Source organism: Citrobacter sp. Cpo071, assembly GCF_030332765.1.
Lineage (GTDB): Bacteria > Pseudomonadota > Gammaproteobacteria > Enterobacterales > Enterobacteriaceae > Citrobacter > Citrobacter portucalensis.
In genome coordinates this window covers 1-16,986 of record NZ_JAOWHE010000058.1, presented here as the reverse complement: position 1 = coordinate 16,986, position 16,986 = coordinate 1, and the positions used below count along the sequence as shown (strand labels likewise).

At 47.1% G+C, this 16,986-nt stretch carries 23 protein-coding genes and 4 pseudogenes; 5 read left to right on the top strand and 22 right to left on the bottom strand.

The features are described from left to right. The first annotated feature begins 188 nt into the window (after positions 1–188). The 3 genes from OGY09_RS01680 (at position 189) to OGY09_RS01665 (ending at position 4,140) form a co-directional block, all read left to right on the top strand. Positions 189–1,451: an IS1380-like element ISEcp1 family transposase gene (locus OGY09_RS01680; protein WP_000608644.1), complete on the top strand. Its 1,263-nt coding sequence runs from the start codon at positions 189–191 to the stop codon at positions 1,449–1,451. Positions 1,452–1,700: 249 nt separating this feature from the next. Then, a complete protein-coding gene (locus OGY09_RS01675; protein WP_001617865.1) occupies positions 1,701–2,576 on the top strand; it encodes an extended-spectrum class A beta-lactamase CTX-M-14 in 876 nt (291 codons plus the stop codon). Positions 2,577–2,655: 79 nt separating this feature from the next. After that, positions 2,656–4,140 (top strand): IS5 family transposase, encoded by a 1,485-nt coding sequence (locus tag OGY09_RS01665; RefSeq protein WP_016240487.1) that lies wholly within the window; start codon positions 2,656–2,658, stop codon positions 4,138–4,140. A 28-nt stretch (positions 4,141–4,168) separates the two neighbouring features. Here the strand turns inward: OGY09_RS01665 and OGY09_RS01660 are convergent, their stop codons facing one another. The 7 genes and pseudogenes from OGY09_RS01660 to tap form a co-directional block, all read right to left on the bottom strand. Continuing rightward, positions 4,169–4,651, bottom strand: coding sequence for a hypothetical protein (locus tag OGY09_RS01660; RefSeq protein WP_001311056.1), 483 nt, complete (start codon positions 4,649–4,651; stop codon positions 4,169–4,171). 116 nt (positions 4,652–4,767) lie between these two features. After that, positions 4,768–5,616: a 3'-5' exonuclease gene (locus OGY09_RS01655; RefSeq protein WP_012881117.1), complete on the bottom strand. Its 849-nt coding sequence runs from the start codon at positions 5,614–5,616 to the stop codon at positions 4,768–4,770. Between the two features lie 45 nt (positions 5,617–5,661). Then, positions 5,662–5,940: a type II toxin-antitoxin system toxin YacB gene (gene yacB / locus OGY09_RS01650; protein WP_244449344.1), complete on the bottom strand. Its 279-nt coding sequence runs from the start codon at positions 5,938–5,940 to the stop codon at positions 5,662–5,664. Beyond that, on the bottom strand, positions 5,940–6,209 hold the full coding sequence (gene yacA, locus OGY09_RS01645) for a type II toxin-antitoxin system antitoxin YacA (protein ID WP_012881119.1): 270 nt from the start codon (positions 6,207–6,209) through the stop codon (positions 5,940–5,942). Before yacA ends, yacB begins: the two co-directional genes overlap by 1 nt. Before the next feature lie 254 nt (positions 6,210–6,463). After that, positions 6,464–6,759 (bottom strand): annotated as a pseudogene (locus tag OGY09_RS25355) (replication-associated protein RepA4); the annotation flags it as partial. 362 nt (positions 6,760–7,121) lie between these two features. Beyond that, complete coding sequence (repA, locus tag OGY09_RS01640; protein WP_016240488.1) at positions 7,122–7,979, bottom strand: incFII family plasmid replication initiator RepA; 858 nt, start codon at positions 7,977–7,979, stop codon at positions 7,122–7,124. Then, positions 7,972–8,046 carry a RepA leader peptide Tap gene (tap, locus tag OGY09_RS01635; protein WP_001365705.1) on the bottom strand — a complete coding sequence of 25 codons (75 nt, stop codon included), beginning with the start codon at positions 8,044–8,046 and terminating at the stop codon, positions 7,972–7,974. The genes repA and tap overlap by 8 nt, the downstream gene beginning before the upstream one ends. Before the next feature lie 17 nt (positions 8,047–8,063). Between tap and OGY09_RS25350 the strand changes: the two are divergent. Beyond that, positions 8,064–8,274: pseudogene (locus OGY09_RS25350) on the top strand (replication protein RepA). Between the two features lie 16 nt (positions 8,275–8,290). Here OGY09_RS25350 and OGY09_RS01630 read toward each other — a convergent pair. From OGY09_RS01630 to traM, 12 genes and pseudogenes are all read right to left on the bottom strand, one after another. Continuing rightward, positions 8,291–8,539 (bottom strand): replication regulatory protein RepA, encoded by a 249-nt coding sequence (locus OGY09_RS01630; protein WP_000083839.1) that lies wholly within the window; start codon positions 8,537–8,539, stop codon positions 8,291–8,293. A gap of 284 nt (positions 8,540–8,823) precedes the next feature. Further along, a complete protein-coding gene (locus OGY09_RS01625; protein WP_001312851.1) occupies positions 8,824–8,973 on the bottom strand; it encodes a Hok/Gef family protein in 150 nt (49 codons plus the stop codon). 246 nt (positions 8,974–9,219) lie between these two features. Continuing rightward, a complete protein-coding gene (locus OGY09_RS01620) occupies positions 9,220–9,693 on the bottom strand; it encodes a hypothetical protein (RefSeq protein ID WP_016240489.1) in 474 nt (157 codons plus the stop codon). A 154-nt stretch (positions 9,694–9,847) separates the two neighbouring features. Next, a pseudogene (locus OGY09_RS01615) lies at positions 9,848–10,060 on the bottom strand (DUF2726 domain-containing protein); the annotation flags it as partial. 52 nt (positions 10,061–10,112) lie between these two features. Continuing rightward, the gene (locus tag OGY09_RS01610; protein WP_286589846.1) at positions 10,113–10,814 is read right to left on the bottom strand and encodes an IS6 family transposase; all 702 of its coding nucleotides are present in this window, start codon (positions 10,812–10,814) and stop codon (positions 10,113–10,115) included. Positions 10,815–10,876: 62 nt separating this feature from the next. Beyond that, positions 10,877–11,578 (bottom strand): type-F conjugative transfer system secretin TraK, encoded by a 702-nt coding sequence (gene traK, locus OGY09_RS01605; RefSeq protein WP_134314764.1) that lies wholly within the window; start codon positions 11,576–11,578, stop codon positions 10,877–10,879. Then, positions 11,565–12,131 (bottom strand): type IV conjugative transfer system protein TraE, encoded by a 567-nt coding sequence (gene traE / locus OGY09_RS01600; protein ID WP_000399780.1) that lies wholly within the window; start codon positions 12,129–12,131, stop codon positions 11,565–11,567. Before traE ends, traK begins: the two co-directional genes overlap by 14 nt. A 21-nt stretch (positions 12,132–12,152) precedes the next feature. Further along, positions 12,153–12,464 carry a type IV conjugative transfer system protein TraL gene (gene traL, locus OGY09_RS01595; RefSeq protein ID WP_000012100.1) on the bottom strand — a complete coding sequence of 104 codons (312 nt, stop codon included), beginning with the start codon at positions 12,462–12,464 and terminating at the stop codon, positions 12,153–12,155. A gap of 14 nt (positions 12,465–12,478) precedes the next feature. Continuing rightward, positions 12,479–12,841, bottom strand: coding sequence for a type IV conjugative transfer system pilin TraA (traA, locus tag OGY09_RS01590; protein ID WP_012881131.1), 363 nt, complete (start codon positions 12,839–12,841; stop codon positions 12,479–12,481). Positions 12,842–12,874: 33 nt separating this feature from the next. Further along, a complete protein-coding gene (gene traY, locus OGY09_RS01585; RefSeq protein WP_000589556.1) occupies positions 12,875–13,102 on the bottom strand; it encodes a conjugal transfer relaxosome protein TraY in 228 nt (75 codons plus the stop codon). 119 nt (positions 13,103–13,221) lie between these two features. Beyond that, entirely contained in the window at positions 13,222–13,869 is a 648-nt protein-coding gene (locus tag OGY09_RS01580; RefSeq protein WP_000332523.1) for a transcriptional regulator TraJ family protein, read from the bottom strand. Positions 13,870–14,060: 191 nt separating this feature from the next. Next, positions 14,061–14,444, bottom strand: coding sequence for a conjugal transfer relaxosome DNA-binding protein TraM (gene traM, locus OGY09_RS01575; RefSeq protein WP_001151529.1), 384 nt, complete (start codon positions 14,442–14,444; stop codon positions 14,061–14,063). A gap of 413 nt (positions 14,445–14,857) precedes the next feature. Here traM and OGY09_RS01570 point away from each other — a divergent pair, with 413 nt between their 5' ends. Further along, entirely contained in the window at positions 14,858–15,367 is a 510-nt protein-coding gene (locus OGY09_RS01570) for a transglycosylase SLT domain-containing protein (RefSeq protein ID WP_473217234.1), read from the top strand. Between the two features lie 296 nt (positions 15,368–15,663). On the opposite strand, the gene OGY09_RS01565 is transcribed toward OGY09_RS01570, so the two are convergent. From OGY09_RS01565 to OGY09_RS01555, 3 genes and pseudogenes are all read right to left on the bottom strand, one after another. Then, positions 15,664–16,485: a DUF932 domain-containing protein gene (locus OGY09_RS01565; RefSeq protein WP_015057105.1), complete on the bottom strand. Its 822-nt coding sequence runs from the start codon at positions 16,483–16,485 to the stop codon at positions 15,664–15,666. Positions 16,486–16,594: 109 nt separating this feature from the next. After that, positions 16,595–16,891, bottom strand: a complete 297-nt coding sequence (locus OGY09_RS01560) for a hypothetical protein (protein ID WP_001272251.1) — start codon at positions 16,889–16,891, stop codon at positions 16,595–16,597. Positions 16,892–16,914: 23 nt separating this feature from the next. Continuing rightward, a pseudogene (locus OGY09_RS01555) lies at positions 16,915–16,986 on the bottom strand (single-stranded DNA-binding protein); the annotation flags it as partial.

Below are 16,986 nucleotides of genomic sequence, written 5' to 3'. Positions count from 1 at the left end.
TACCTAGATTCTACGTCAGTACTTCAAAAAGCATAATCAAAGCCTTGATAAATATGCATTCCTTCGAAATTCAGCTTTCACCCATTGGGTGAAAGAAAAGTGCTCAAAAATATGTTAAATTATCAGCTTTTATGACTCGATATATGGTAAAATAATAGTAAGAAAAGTAGTAAAAAGGGGTTCTAATTATGATTAATAAAATTGATTTCAAAGCTAAGAATCTAACATCAAATGCAGGTCTTTTTCTGCTCCTTGAGAATGCAAAAAGCAATGGGATTTTTGATTTTATTGAAAATGACCTCGTATTTGATAATGACTCAACAAATAAAATCAAGATGAATCATATAAAGACCATGCTCTGCGGTCACTTCATTGGCATTGATAAGTTAGAACGTCTAAAGCTACTTCAAAATGATCCCCTCGTCAACGAGTTTGATATTTCCGTAAAAGAACCTGAAACAGTGTCACGGTTTCTAGGAAACTTCAACTTCAAGACAACCCAAATGTTTAGAGACATTAATTTTAAAGTCTTTAAAAAACTGCTCACTAAAAGTAAATTGACATCCATTACGATTGATATTGATAGTAGTGTAATTAACGTAGAAGGTCATCAAGAAGGTGCGTCAAAAGGATATAATCCTAAGAAACTGGGAAACCGATGCTACAATATCCAATTTGCATTTTGCGACGAATTAAAAGCATATGTTACCGGATTTGTAAGAAGTGGCAATACTTACACTGCAAACGGTGCTGCGGAAATGATCAAAGAAATTGTTGCTAACATCAAATCAGACGATTTAGAAATTTTATTTCGAATGGATAGTGGCTACTTTGATGAAAAAATTATCGAAACGATAGAATCTCTTGGATGCAAATATTTAATTAAAGCCAAAAGTTATTCTACACTCACCTCACAAGCAACGAATTCATCAATTGTATTCGTTAAAGGAGAAGAAGGTAGAGAAACTACAGAACTGTATACAAAATTAGTTAAATGGGAAAAAGACAGAAGATTTGTCGTATCTCGCGTACTGAAACCAGAAAAAGAAAGAGCACAATTATCACTTTTAGAAGGTTCCGAATACGACTACTTTTTCTTTGTAACAAATACTACCTTGCTTTCTGAAAAAGTAGTTATATACTATGAAAAGCGTGGTAATGCTGAAAACTATATCAAAGAAGCCAAATACGACATGGCGGTGGGTCATCTCTTGCTAAAGTCATTTTGGGCGAATGAAGCCGTGTTTCAAATGATGATGCTTTCATATAACCTATTTTTGTTGTTCAAGTTTGATTCCTTGGACTCTTCAGAATACAGACAGCAAATAAAGACCTTTCGTTTGAAGTATGTATTTCTTGCAGCAAAAATAATCAAAACCGCAAGATATGTAATCATGAAGTTGTCGGAAAACTATCCGTACAAGGGAGTGTATGAAAAATGTCTGGTATAATAAGAATATCATCAATAAAATTGAGTGTTGCTCTGTGGATAACTTGCAGAGTTTATTAAGTATCATTGCAGCAAAGATGAAATCAATGATTTATCAAAAATGATTGAAAGGTGGTTGTAAATAATGTTACAATGTGTGAGAAGCAGTCTAAATTCTTCGTGAAATAGTGATTTTTGAAGCTAATAAAAAACACACGTGGAATTTAGGGAATACTGATGTAACACGGATTGACCGTATTGGGAGTTTGAGATGGTGACAAAGAGAGTGCAACGGATGATGTTCGCGGCGGCGGCGTGCATTCCGCTGCTGCTGGGCAGCGCGCCGCTTTATGCGCAGACGAGTGCGGTGCAGCAAAAGCTGGCGGCGCTGGAGAAAAGCAGCGGAGGGCGGCTGGGCGTCGCGCTCATCGATACCGCAGATAATACGCAGGTGCTTTATCGCGGTGATGAACGCTTTCCAATGTGCAGTACCAGTAAAGTTATGGCGGCCGCGGCGGTGCTTAAGCAGAGTGAAACGCAAAAGCAGCTGCTTAATCAGCCTGTCGAGATCAAGCCTGCCGATCTGGTTAACTACAATCCGATTGCCGAAAAACACGTCAACGGCACAATGACGCTGGCAGAACTGAGCGCGGCCGCGTTGCAGTACAGCGACAATACCGCCATGAACAAATTGATTGCCCAGCTCGGTGGCCCGGGAGGCGTGACGGCTTTTGCCCGCGCGATCGGCGATGAGACGTTTCGTCTGGATCGCACTGAACCTACGCTGAATACCGCCATTCCCGGCGACCCGAGAGACACCACCACGCCGCGGGCGATGGCGCAGACGTTGCGTCAGCTTACGCTGGGTCATGCGCTGGGCGAAACCCAGCGGGCGCAGTTGGTGACGTGGCTCAAAGGCAATACGACCGGCGCAGCCAGCATTCGGGCCGGCTTACCGACGTCGTGGACTGTGGGTGATAAGACCGGCAGCGGCGACTACGGCACCACCAATGATATTGCGGTGATCTGGCCGCAGGGTCGTGCGCCGCTGGTTCTGGTGACCTATTTTACCCAGCCGCAACAGAACGCAGAGAGCCGCCGCGATGTGCTGGCTTCAGCGGCGAGAATCATCGCCGAAGGGCTGTAACTGGTTTTGTTGAATAAATCGAACTTTTGCTGAGTTGAAGGATCAGATCACGTATCTTCCCGACAACGCAGACCGTTCCGTGGCAAAGCAAAAGTTCAAAATCACCAACTGGCCCACCTACAATAAAGCCCTCATCAACCGTGGCTCCATAACTTTCTGGCTGGATGATGAAGCTATTCAGGCCTGGTATGAGTCAGCAACACCTTCTTCACGAGGCAGACCTCAGCGCTATTCTGACCTTGCCATCACGACTGTGCTGGTCATTAAACGCGTATTCAGGCTGACCCTGCGCGCTGCGCAGGGCTTTATTGATTCCATTTTTTCTCTGATGAACGTTCCGCTACGCTGCCCGGATTACAGCTGTGTCAGCAGGCGGGCAAAGTCGGTTAATATCAGTTTCAAAACGCCCACCCGGGGTGAAATCGCACACCTGGTAATTGATTCCACCGGGCTGAAGGTCTTCGGTGAAGGCGAGTGGAAAGTCAAGATTACTCTGCGCAAACTTCCTCTGGCGGTTGCCGTCGCAGCGGGCGTAATGTCTGCTCAGGCAATGGCTGTTGATTTCCACGGCTATGCACGTTCCGGTATTGGCTGGACAGGTAGCGGCGGTGAACAACAGTGTTTCCAGACTACCGGTGCTCAAAGTAAATACCGTCTTGGCAACGAATGTGAAACTTATGCTGAATTAAAATTGGGTCAGGAAGTGTGGAAAGAGGGCGATAAGAGCTTCTATTTCGACACTAACGTGGCCTATTCCGTCGCACAACAGAATGACTGGGAAGCTACCGATCCGGCCTTCCGTGAAGCAAACGTGCAGGGTAAAAACCTGATCGAATGGCTGCCAGGCTCCACCATCTGGGCAGGTAAGCGCTTCTACCAACGTCATGACGTTCATATGATCGACTTCTACTACTGGGATATTTCTGGTCCTGGTGCCGGTCTGGAAAACATCGATGTTGGCTTCGGTAAACTCTCTCTGGCAGCAACCCGCTCCTCTGAAGCAGGTGGTTCTTCCTCTTTCGCCAGCAACAATATTTATGACTATACCAACGAAACCGCGAACGACGTTTTCGATGTGCGTTTAGCGCAGATGGAAATCAATCCGGGCGGCACATTAGAACTGGGTGTCGACTACGGTCGTGCCAACCTGCGTGATAACTATCGTCTGGTTGATGGCGCATCGAAAGACGGCTGGTTGTTCACTGCTGAACATACTCAGAGTGTCCTGAAGGGCTTTAACAAGTTTGTTGTTCAGTACGCTACTGACTCGATGACCTCGCAGGGTAAAGGTCTGTCGCAGGGTTCTGGCGTCGCGTTTGATAACGAAAAATTTGCCTACAATATCAACAACAACGGTCACATGCTGCGTATCCTCGACCACGGAGCGATCTCCATGGGCGACAACTGGGACATGATGTACGTGGGTATGTACCAGGATATCAACTGGGATAACGACAACGGCACCAAGTGGTGGACCGTCGGTATTCGCCCGATGTACAAGTGGACGCCAATCATGAGCACCGTGATGGAAATCGGCTACGACAACGTCGAATCCCAGCATTAATGATGAAGGAAAAGAATAACAATGGCAGTCAACCCACTTCTTTTTTGGATTTCTTAATTTTCGTCTGATAAAGCCGCTTTACCCGTTCAATTTCTGCCAGCGTTGCGGACCAGTGTAGTTCGGCGGCATGACGATATCTGGCAGCCATTTTTTCCACCATCTCCGGATTGCTGTCCGCGCTGCGGTGCTGACGCCCCTTCTCCCCAAAAACTTCAACAACCAGCCACTGGCTTCCGGTTCTGCCGAACAATGCCTTGCACAAACGTCTCACAGTCAGCGGGGTTAAATCTGGATCGGGATCATAGGCAATGGTAGCAAAAATAAAGCGCAGCATTTCTGATGTCTTGTAACGCTTTACGCTGGCAGCCAGGCGTGCGGCACGTTGCGGTGCTTCCCAGCGGTCGTTACTGTAATTAGCCACTTCAGCCAGATAATCCTTTTCAAGTTTTTCAGCCGTGTAGCACCTGCCGCCTAAAAAAAGCCGCATGGCCTCCCTGGTTTTATTTCTCACATATCATCCCTCATTAATGCTAATGTACGCATACATTAGCATTAACATGCTGACAGTAACAAGCGGCGGATTTACGTCTGGATAACGTAAATGATTGCGGTATACAGGCCAGGCGGTCAGATTTTCAGCCGTGCCTGTTCCTGCAGCAGTTCCAGATGATATGCAGCAATAGCGTTTACCACCCCTGCCGCCATCCGTGCGTCGACGATCGCTGAGTGTGCCAGCCCTTCCCAGGTCAGTCCGGCCTGGCTGGCAGCACTGGCCAGTGAAATCGTGCCATAGCGGTTGGTGGCCCCATAATATCCTGCAGCCAGCTCCATCGCACAATATACCGTCATTTCTTCCAGCCAGTCAGCCGGATCGCTATGTGCGGCCGCAGTCTGTTTCAGAATGCGGATGTCGAACCGGGCATTAAAGATAATTACTGGTCGATCTCCGATTGCATGCCGCAGTTGCCGCGCCATATCTGTCCATGATGGTGCGCCGCAAAGAGCCTGCTCACTGATACCATGCACGGCGGCGGCCTGCGCCCCGATGGCGACCGTGGGCTTCAGCCTGGTTTCAAATACCACCTGACCGGCCGCATCGGTCAGGCCGATTTCCAGGGCTTCCGCGGTATTATCCAGTCCTGTCGTTTCAGTATCCAGAAAGAGTGGTGCCAGACTCAGCCAGTCATATGCCTGCCGTGCCATCCGGCCACTGGTGCTGTTTAGCCGGGATAAAACGGAAAGCCGCTGGCCAGCCAGCTGTTGTTTACTCGTCAGAGGGCGTTTCTCACGCATCGGAACACAGTCTGCAATTCGGTATACAGCGAACCTGCCACCATAAGTATTTTTATACCACTTAACCGGCTCAGCACCGGGGGCTGGCTTCATTCTGAATTCATCGCGCAGACGTCCTTTCGAGAAACACCTGTCTTCGGCAATCGCCTGCGCACGTCTGGTGACCAGCTCATCATTATTCATGGTTCTTGCATCTCCGTCAGACGTTTTTATATCCGGACAGCCCCTCTATGGCCACTTCTGTGCAGTATGCAATACTCGCAGGATATACACTTTTCCCCACTGGCTGTCGACCTCATAAACCAGAACAAAATGCGGGTGAATAACCAGTTCCCGGGTACCTTCCACACGACCGTTGCGGCCTTTATACGGCTGCCCGGCCAGGCTGCTGGCTGAATAACCAATCCGTTCGTCCAGTTCAATGGCAGCCATCAGGTTCTGCTCCGCAATATACTCACGAATGCGCTTCCTGTCCTGGCTGGCCAGTATGGTCCAGAATATCTCCATCATTTACCGGCGACCTTCCTGCTTATTTCATCCCGCCATGCAGTAGCGGAGGATTCGACCATATCATGGGGAAGCACATCGCCGCGTTCGAGTTGCTGACGTCCTGCCGCAACCTGGTCACGGAACCAAGTATTATGCTGCCGTTCAACGGTCTGGCGCATAAAATCCCGAATTAACTGAGAGCCATTACGGTCCATGCTTTTTGCAGCGGCCATAAAAGCATCCTTCAGTTCAGCGTCGATTCTTAAACTCATATTAACCTGTGCCATTTATCACCTCGTCATTACTACGTATATACACAGTATATAACGATTCAGATATCGTCACCAGGATATGCCGCGCCAGCGGCATGGAAGGCGGCACTCCGTTGTTGCATATGGCACAGGAGTAAAACCGCCGAAGCCCGGCGTAAGCCGGTACTGATTGATAGATTTCACCTTACCCATCCCCAGTCCTGCTAAGCCATACCCGTTTTCAGCCATGATAGAGCTTCTGTGCGCGGTCGGAGTGGTCCCGACGAGGGTTTACCCGAAGTCGGGGCGTATCTCCGCGTTAGCGGGCCGTCAGGGCCGCTTACGAGCGTGTACTGAGAACTTCCAGCCAGAAGACTGACAGCGATGATGATGTAGTTACAACATTCATAATTAAAAGCGACTCTGTTCCGGCCCTTCGGGCCGGGGCGGGGCCGCTTTTCAGTTATGAGGAGGGGCTTTGTGGTTTCAGTTCTGCGCTGGACTGGGGTTTTCCCGGTGCTTGTATTTGAGTGTTGTAACTAAAATGGCTCCGGTCGGGGCCCGCCGCTTGCGGTGGGAGGTGCATATCTGTCTGTCCACAGGACAGGCAGTGAATAGGTTTTCTTTTTAAATGAATGTAATTAAGTAGTTTAAAGGAGATATAAACAGGTGTTTAAAAGATACATTGCACCCTGTAAGACTGGCGGCTGGCGCTTTATGACATGAACGGTTGTAACCTTATGGGGAAGTCCCTTGCAGTTTAATGTGGATAAGCAAAATTCCCCGTCTGTGAGGCGTGTTTTGTATCGAAAACAGGGGGGGCCGGATGCACCAGAAGCTGGATGATGAGGTTGTTTTTTGTATGTGGTGCTGTTTTTTTGTGCATCGACGGGCTTCAGGCGTGCGAATGCCTCCAGCGCGGGCCGGATTATTCAGAGGAGGTCACTTTCAGGGGGAAGCTGTGGCCAGCCGGCTGTAATTACGGTTACGTGACAGAATCATGCGCTCCTTCACACGACGCTCAACTTCGCGTTTTACCGCCTCACGATTGGCAGTGAAGCGCCCTTCCGCGATTTCGCGCGTCAGCTGCCGTTTCACCAGGGTGACAATATCCTGACGTTCCCTGTCCGCATCACGACGCGCACGGGCACGCTTTATTCCCCGGGACTTAAGCTCTGTCTGATAACTGCGAAAACGCTCACGAACAAAACGCCAGGCTTTCGCTATCAGTTCATCCATGCCCAGGGTATCCAGCCCCTGCTTTTTGCGTTGTTTGTTTTCCCATACCACACGGCTGCGGCGCGCGGCGGCCGCTGCCTCCTCTGATACATCGAGGGCAGCAAACAGTGCAGATGTGAACGTGATATCGGTCGGAATGTAGCACCCGATAAGCGGGTCATATTCCGTCTGGTAGGTAATCAGTCCCAGCTCTGACAGGAACGTCAGGGCCCGGGTGGCACGGGTGATGGAGAGTTTTCCGGCAGCAGACTCCGTCGCCAGTCCGCACTCAATGGCCAGCGTGGTGATGGAGCACTGGACGCGGTTGGCCAGCGGGTCATAGTGGAAACACAGCCCCTGCAGGAGCGCATCAATAGCCCGTCGACGCAGCACCGGTGGCATGCGTCGACGCAGACCACGCGAACGGGCATGCGCCACATGAATGGCGAAATCAAAACGGGAAGTGAAGCCCACCGCCTTTTCCATCAGTTTTTCGCAGAACTTCAGCGTTCCGGCACCTTTACGGGGTGTAAACACCGGATTCGGGTTCTTTACCTGGCGGTAATACGTTTGTTGAAGATCAGTCACACCATCCTGCACTTACAATGCGCAGAAGGAGTGAGCACAGAAAGAAGTCTTGAACTTTTCCGGGCATATAACTATACTCCCCGCATAGCTGAATTGTTGGCTATACGGTTTTTAGATGGCCCCGGTAATCTTCTCAGTCGCCAAACTTGTCGAAGATTATCGGGGTTTTCACTTTTCTGGCTCCTGTAAATCCACATCAGAACCAGTTCCCTGCCACCTTACGGCGTGGCCAGCCACAAAATTCCTTAAACGATCAGCAATCTATCACGCACACCAGAAACAGGCAAGAATGTGATGTCGCTACATTTTAGTTAGCTAAAAGCACTCTTCTGCTTTATCAGTTCGGCAATCATCTCAGCCTGGGTAACGCCCTCAGCTTCACACATCACCTGCAATTGCGCTTTTAACGCAGCAGGAATGAACACTCTGAGTTCTTTATGTGTAGCTCGTTTTCTTGCCAGGGATGCCTGCTGACGTTCTGCAAGCGTCAGAGGATTACCTTTTCTGTATGCTCGCTTTGTACCTGATGAGGAAGTCACTGCATTTTCTGTCTGCGACATCTCGCCTCCTCAATACTCAAACAGGGATCGTTTCGCAGAGGATACTACAGTTTTTTGAAATCAGCGACTTGAGAATTGTGACGAAGATCTGTGTTGGCGCACAAATCAACGGGGATTACTGTTGTTTAATGTGATTTTTGTTGCGAAATGGCTGAAAAAACAGGAAATGCCTTAACCCGGGAGCCGGCCCCGGGCGGGACCGGCTGTTTCTGGCATGTCGGGTGTCTGCCCCTGAAATACCTCACACTTCCGGAAAGCGGGGACTTCCGTCCCCGCCCGGCAGTTTACTTCCGTGCTTCGTAGGCCAGAGTTACCTGCACCACTGTATTTCCCCTGTGAATATTCAGCTCACATAACCGTTCCCTGAATATCAGTGAAAAACACAACACCGTGGCGCACACGGCGAGCAACCCGATAAGGGCATACTTCGTCATAAACTTTGACCTCTCTGCAAGGAAGAGGCTACAATCAGTAGTGCAATGTACTTCATGCAGACCTCACGAGTTAATGGATTAACAAGTGGGGTCTTTGCATTTCTGGTACCTGCGTCTTGCCTGAACCAGAAAGGCTCAGACACCCGCCGCGATAATACCACATTCCCTGTTGCTGACTATTACCTGCATTGCCCGCTTTTTACTACAGAAGCACGAAGGCGTCACTCCAGCCAATAAGTATGCTTTTTATTTACATCCATTTTTAATCCGGTACCGACGTTTTCCTCCAGTTAACTCGTTTTTCGTATGACTCATGGCAATAAAATTTTCTTTACCATATGACAACATCCCAATAATATCAAAGTTGTCTTTTAATTTGATGGCATCCTTTTCACTTACAGCGACAATAAGTTGTTTACCAAATTTTCTGACCATCATTGCAAACTGTGATACTGCTGATCCACCACCTAAATCAGGCCACCCAGCACAATTAAAAATGATTGTCTGCTCTTCACTATTCATTGCATCCCTGATAAAGGAGACAGCATCCTCATTTCTCTCTACATCTGAATCACTGTTAATCTGAGTGAAATCATAATATTTAGAACCTGGTATAGAATACCCCTTAAAAAACTTATCAATGTGGGAGGCAGAGTTCCCAACAATAAGAATATTGTGTTCACGCTTAATCATCAATTCTGATACATCATCATATTTCATATATTCACCATTATTATATAAAGTTTGGGTACAGGTGGTTCCGGAATTTACTCTGTGACCACCATTTCCCGCTTTTTATTACAGAAACGCCGGGAGCGGGGAAAACTTGCTTTTTCCCGTTTCCGGGGTTGGACAACTGAGCAACGCGAAGGCGTCAGCTACGATGTTCCGGGGACTGCTGATCAGCCCCTGTTGTATTCAGCCATTCTCCGGTCATCTGCAGCAGTTTTCTGGCATCGTGGCTTCTGAGCAACGGAATACCAGCCTGCCTCAGAACCTCTTCCAGAAGAATATCCCGGCGCCGGCGTTCCGGTCGTAAATGGCTGGCATCATCCAGCTCTACTGCTGCAACAATACTGAACGAACGGGCACTGTTGCAAAGTTAGCGATGAGGCAGCCTTTTGTCTTATTCAAAGGCCTTACATTTCAAAAACTCTGCTTACCAGGCGCATTTCGCCCAGGGGATCACCATAATAAAATGCTGAGGCCTGGCCTTTGCGTAGTGCACGCATCACCTCAATACCTTTGATGGTGGCGTAAGCCGTCTTCATGGATTTAAATCCCAGCGTGGCGTTGATTATCCGTTTCAGTTTGCCATGATCGCATTCAATCACGTTGTTCCGGTACTTAATCTGTCGGTGTTCAACGTCAGACGGGCACCGGCCTTCGCGTTTGAGCAGAGCAAGCGCGCGACCATAGGCGGGCGCTTTATCCGTGTTGATGAATCGTGGGATCTGCCACTTCTTCACGTTGTTGAGGATTTTACCCAGAAACCGGTATGCAGCTTTGCTGTTACGACGGGAGGAGAGATAAAAATCGACAGTGCGGCCCCGGCTGTCGACGGCCCGGTACAGATACGCCCAGCGGCCATTGACCTTCACGTAGGTTTCATCCAGGCGCCAGCTCGGATCAAAGCCACGCCGCCAGAACCAGCGCAGCCGTTTTTCCATTTCAGGCGCATAACGCTGAACCCAGCGGTAAATCGTGGAGTGATCGACATTCACTCCGCGTTCAGCCAGCATCTCCTGCAGCTCACGGTAACTGATGCCGTATTTGCAGTACCAGCGTACGGCCCACAGAATGATGTCACGCTGAAAATGCCGGCCTTTGAATGGGTTCATGTGCAGCTCCATCAGCAAAAGGGGATGATAAGTTTATCACCACCGACTATTTGCAACAGTGCCTACACATCCATGCGCGCACCTGCCAGTAACTGGCTGGCAGGCTGGCTGAACATCACGGCACGGGTTCCCGGCTGCCAGAAATCACTTTCCCGGATATTCAGGGCAGACAGCGTTTTATTTTCCACGGCAAAGCGGACCATCTTCAGGTGATTCCCCGTCCATACGGCATCTGCCACTGAAGACAGCCCCGCCGGGGCCTGCAGGGTTTCCTTTGTCACAGGAACCTGATACCAGCCTGCAGGTAATTTTCCGCCACGGACAGCCTGGCTGATGGTCACAAGCAGGGATTCGTAAGGCGTGGACGTTTCCCACGCTCCGGCTTCTTCTCCGGTTCCGCGCAGGTCACTGACCAGCTGAATGGTACGCCCCGCGCCTTCACGGGGAACAGCCTGAATGGAAAGGTTCAGACCACGCTCTGTTTCCAGAATGAACGTAAAGGGCTTTTTGTTGACGGTGGCCACCACCACACCGCCGGAGGCGGTCTGCTCATTATTGGTCAGGGCACCATCCAGACTGTTCACGGCGATAATCCGGTCACCGGGAACGGTAAACAGATTCGGGCTGGTATTGCTGATGGCAATACTGGCCTGACCACCGTTCACCATTGGCACCACAGTGGGGGCCAGCGTACCGTTTGCGGCCATCACGCTGCAGGAAAAAAACAGGCCGCCGAATATTATTGCCGTATTATTTTTTCTCATCGTCTGTTTCCCCGAAATTATCCAGCCAGGTCACCCCGTTTTCCCGCTTCAGAATAAGGATGTAATGTTTGATATCAGTAAAAGGTTCGGAGTTACCAATCCATGTTTTCCGAATTCCACGGATTTCCACACGACCATACTGAGGCCAGACACGGACACTGGTCTGGAAAAAAGCAGAATTCACGTTATCTTTTTTAATGAGTTTCGCTTCTTCAGCCAGAATAACTTTCATCTGGTTCTGTGCACCCGGGCGGATATATTGCAGAAGCGCCTGATGTGAAGCATCGACGATTTCCGGTGAGACATTCAGACGGAGGGCAATAAATGACAGCGCCATCTGCTGCAAATAAGAGGCATCGGCACTGTTCTGTGACACGGCAAAGGGCACATTAAATCCCATTGGGGTCACGGCAGTGCGTTGCTCATTCTGAAGACGGTAGTTATTCACCCCCTGAATGAGGTTAACAGAGAGGCTGAGAACAATAAGCACTGACATAAATATAAAGGCGATGGCCATTACACGACTGGTACTTAAACGGGCACCGTGTTCCATATAACAATCCTGGTATCAGTTCTATTTAATCCACTGCCGGAAACACGAATCGGGAACATTATGAAAAATACCGCGCAGCAGGGCTGTTGGCATATACCAGTAAATCAGGTCACGTAACCAGGAACTGCCCCGCCCTTTTTTCAGTTTTTTAATCCCGAAATAAACCAGAACCGCTGCACCAATACCGAACAGATATTTCGATGTTATGATACCCCAGCCAATACAGATTGCTGCGGGGATCAGTTCATCCAGTGGCAGGCCAAACCAGCGGCTCTGGTTGGTCAGTGTTTCCGGGAAACGATATTTCTTAAGTTTATTCTCGTCTCCCGACATCGTTTTATTTCCTGTCAGAATCCGGCAACAGACATACCTACTGCAATAAATACAGAGAGTATGGCAAAGCCGACCAGGAACTTGACGTTTTTGGTCATCATGTACATGACTGCACCGACCAGAACTTCAGCCAGAACAACCCATTTAACGATACTGGAGTCCTTACCGAAGGTCGCCTTAACCGTTTCCTGACCTTTAGCCATCAGGTCCGTGCCTTTACCAGCAGCCATAGCTAACTCAGGGAACAACATCATCAGAACAGCAACCGGGATCACTGCACGAACCAGGCGAAGCATATTCAGACGAGTGAATTTAGAAAAAAACGATTTATTTTCAACGGGCGCAGAAGCACCCTGAACACTTAAAACAGTATTCATATGATTCCTCTGATTAATATTGACAGATGAAAACTAAAGTTCTTTAAATGTTGACTCGTTCTCTTCGATCACCTCCCTGAATATTTCTTCATTATAAAAATCTGGATAACGTTGCAAATGATCCTGCAACCTCACCAATGCTTCGTTTGTTTTCGTTCTTCCACTACGCTCTCTGGCTCCAAGTAATAATTTATTCGTTTCCTCATCAAGGGTAAGTAAAACTTTTCTACTTGGCGCAGATCTTAAAGCTCCTTTAATCACCCTCCCTCCCATAAATAAAAGAGATTTAGTCAAAATATTCACATAAGACGCACACAAAAATAAACAACAAAATAGTAAATTACGTTAACAAAAACCGGCACTTTTAGTGCCGGGAATGCTTACATTTCTTTACAGTGAAGGCTGTTAATATTACTAGCGAAGTATTGATATAGATAAAATAACACATCAGAGATTATAGCATATCGCAACCACTCATCCCTGTCTGAGAAACCATAGTGTTTTTTAAAATTCATAAATATTTTTTTAGATTGGTCAACAGAGATATCCATTCTCTGAGAAGAATACTCATGACTATAACCCAAAAGATACGGTATTATCTTATTAAAGCGATATTTGTCAGGTTCACAACTAAACTCCTTGCCCTTTATAAAAAAGCCACTAACTACGTATCTTTCAAAGAATCTCCAGACAAACAAATTCAAGTTATTCACTTCCGTACTTTCAACCACCACATCCCATGATACATCATTCAATATTACACCATTAATAATACTCACTCCATTCGAGGACGAGAAAGCATCAACTTCAGCAGTATGAAATAAAATTTGCGTATCAATATCAATACCAGAAAACCATATTTCAGAATCACTATTCTGACACTTTATTAAGTGTAAAAAAACAGAGTTTGAGTCTATGAATTTTCCTGACTCTGTGCGGACACAGACTGGATATTTTGCGGATAAAATAATTTCCGGCAGGCCTGATTGACGTATGAGTGCTCTTTCTCTAGTATCCATCGCACACATAGGAACCTCCTCAAAGGATTCTATGGACAGTCGATGCAGGGAGGGACAAGCTCCCTGCATCGGCGATTTTCAAGTTCAAATTTTAACGTGGCATTAACCACGTAATTAATATACTAATTATTCTGATTATTGTCATCAGTTTGAACCATTAAAAAGTCTGATATTTGAACAAAGTCAAAATTTATTTCCCTTTATTCATCATCATTTTTTGGAAAGAACCTTTCCATCTCAGCCGACACCTTCTCTCTGATATCTTCAACCATATTGGCATATTCAAACTTTGGATTTCCTGAGACATGAGGACTGAGAGACTCAATACCCAAAATTTTCGCTACTGATGACTGTGTTTTTACAACGCATTCAAGAAGTAGTTTATTAAACTCGGCCTGATTAAATGCAGACTCTTTGCGCTCCATCTGAGCCTCATATACACGAAGACCCAGTTCAAGAAGCATTGAAGCCGTTGCTGAAAAACTGACATCTTTTTCTCTCGCCCCCTCCTGTCGACGTTTTTCAATAATCGCGTTTATTTTTTCATAAGCATCATTGCTGATATACAGATTCACCTTAGCCATTAGATATTACCTTTTTTAAACATAAAACAAAGTTAATTTCGAAACACTAGAATTCATAGTGCAAACAGGGACGCACCGCTAGCAGCGCCCCTGACGGTATCCTATAAAAAAACACACCGCGCCGCTAGCAGCACCCCTAATATAAAATAATGTTTTTTATAAAAATAGTCAGTACCACCCCTACAAAGCGGTGTCGGCGCGTTGCTGTAGCTGCGTTAACGACGCTGATTTAAAAAAATCAGATTTAAACAATATAAATCCACAAATACAACTCAATGATATTAAAGATAAATCAGCAAAAACTTGTTTTTGCGTAGTGTGTGGTGCTTTTGGTGGTGAGAACCACCAACCTGTTGAGCCTTTTTGTGGAGTGGGTTAAATTATTTACGGATAAAGTCACCAGAGGTGGAAAAATGAAAAAATGGATGTTAGCAATCTGCCTGATGTTTATAAATGGGATCTGCGAAGCCGCCGATTGCTTTGATCTTGCAGGTCGGGATTACAAAATAGACCCGGATTTACTGAGAGCGATATCATGGAAAGAATCCCGTTACCGGGTTAATGCCATTGGTATTAATCCGGTAACGGGATATGGCAGCGGACTGATGCAGGTAGATTCCCAGCATTTTAACGAACTGGCCCGCTATGGAATTAAGCCGGAACATCTGACAACAGATCCCTGCATGAACATTTATACCGGTGCTTATTATCTGGCAATAGCCTTTAAAAAATGGGGAGTCTCCTGGGAGGCCGTTGGTGCATACAATGCCGGATTCAGGAAGACCGAACGCCAGAACCAGAGACGTCTTGCCTACGCATCAGAGGTTTACCGGATTTATACCGGGATAAAAAGCAGTAAAGGCATCCGGGTTCCGACCACGAAGAAATCACTTTCCCAAATTAACAGTGTGCAGAACAATTAATATTGTATACATTGTCAAATACCGGTTATGCCGCGACAGCGGCATGGAAGGCCACACACAAAAATATCATATGAGTGATAATGCTGACTGGCCGAAGCCCCGCAAAGCGGGACCCCATCTTATATATATCTGGTAACTACGCAGCCTCCTGCCAGACCATTTTTCGCGGGCACAATATTTACAGACTACCGAAAAGCCAGTTGATGAAATTGAGGCATATCAGACGACACAGCAATGCCGCAGGATGATAATATAAGTAAAGCCCCGAAAAATTTTTCGGGGCTTTACTTATATTATCATGACTTCCACTCCCTGAACTGTCCGGCAATCATCCATAATGCTTTGTTGATTCGGATATCACCGTCAATGCCTGTAATGGCTCTTGTTCTGGTATTTTTACCGGAGGCACTTCGCCCCGATAATCCACCTTTTATCATATTCTCCTGAACCCGCTGCCAGGTTGTCCAGAGATCGTTCTGTTTATCCTCCCAACGGCGGGGAGTAATTATTTGTTCTGGCGTCACTGGCGTTTTATTTTCATCTTCGTACCTGGCCATCAATGCAGCTCTGCCAAATAAATGTTGTTCGTCACTGTTAAGATGTATCTCTTTCATTGCCTCCATATTTTCAGTGACTTTATCAAAGACACCGAGCACTTCATACGCTCCCTCAATAACCTGCCCGACAATATCACCTTTATGTGGAACGCGGATTTCGCCAAAATTATTCCCACACACCAGGCCATTTGTGCAGACAAAACGAAAAATTCCTGGGATCATCTGATAACTGGATGAACCATCATGTGAATTAAGCAGGATAATTTCAGGAACTTCTTTCCCGTTAATATGCCCTTCCCTGCGAAGACGTAACATATGTTTACTGTATTCGCGGCGTCCTAAATCACGAACCCGACTCTGACAGGCAAAGAACGGCTGGAAACCTTCATCACGTAACTTATTGATGATATTGATGGTTGGGATATATGTATAACGCTCACTCCGGGATTCATGTTTATCACCAGAAAAGACAGATGGAACAAACTGCATTAATTCGTCATCCGTTAACGGGCGCTCACGGCGAATAGAATTATATCGACCAAAACGGGAAGCTAATCGCATAACAGTAACTCCTTTATGAAGGCATAAAATTAATAAAAGTTTTTTCGCTTAATATCATCCCCCTCGGTTATCGTTAACAAAAAGACAACAATTCCGAGGGGAAGGACCATCAAATCAGGTCAGTTCGGGACTGACCAACCTGCCGAGTGAAAAGCAGTAACAGCGCGATCAACTCATCAGCGTTTTTTCTGACAAGAGGAGTATGATTCTCCAGGCTATCCAGTAAGTCATGCAGCTCATTATTGACCTGGTGGAGCACCTTAAAGAGTGCACCAGAATCCCGGCAGCTCTGATATGCAAGATTTGCCTGAACAGCACGATTCTGCATGATCCCGATTTGTGCGATTGCGTCTTTCTGCTGATCGCCTGTTGGCTGATAAGTGGTGTTAAAAGAAAATGCGCTCATAATTCCTCCTGTATCTGATGTTTTCAGCCCCCATCATCTGTTGAGTTTCGGGAGCCGCGGTTTTGACGTTTTGCGGGGACCTGCCTTTTGTTCCC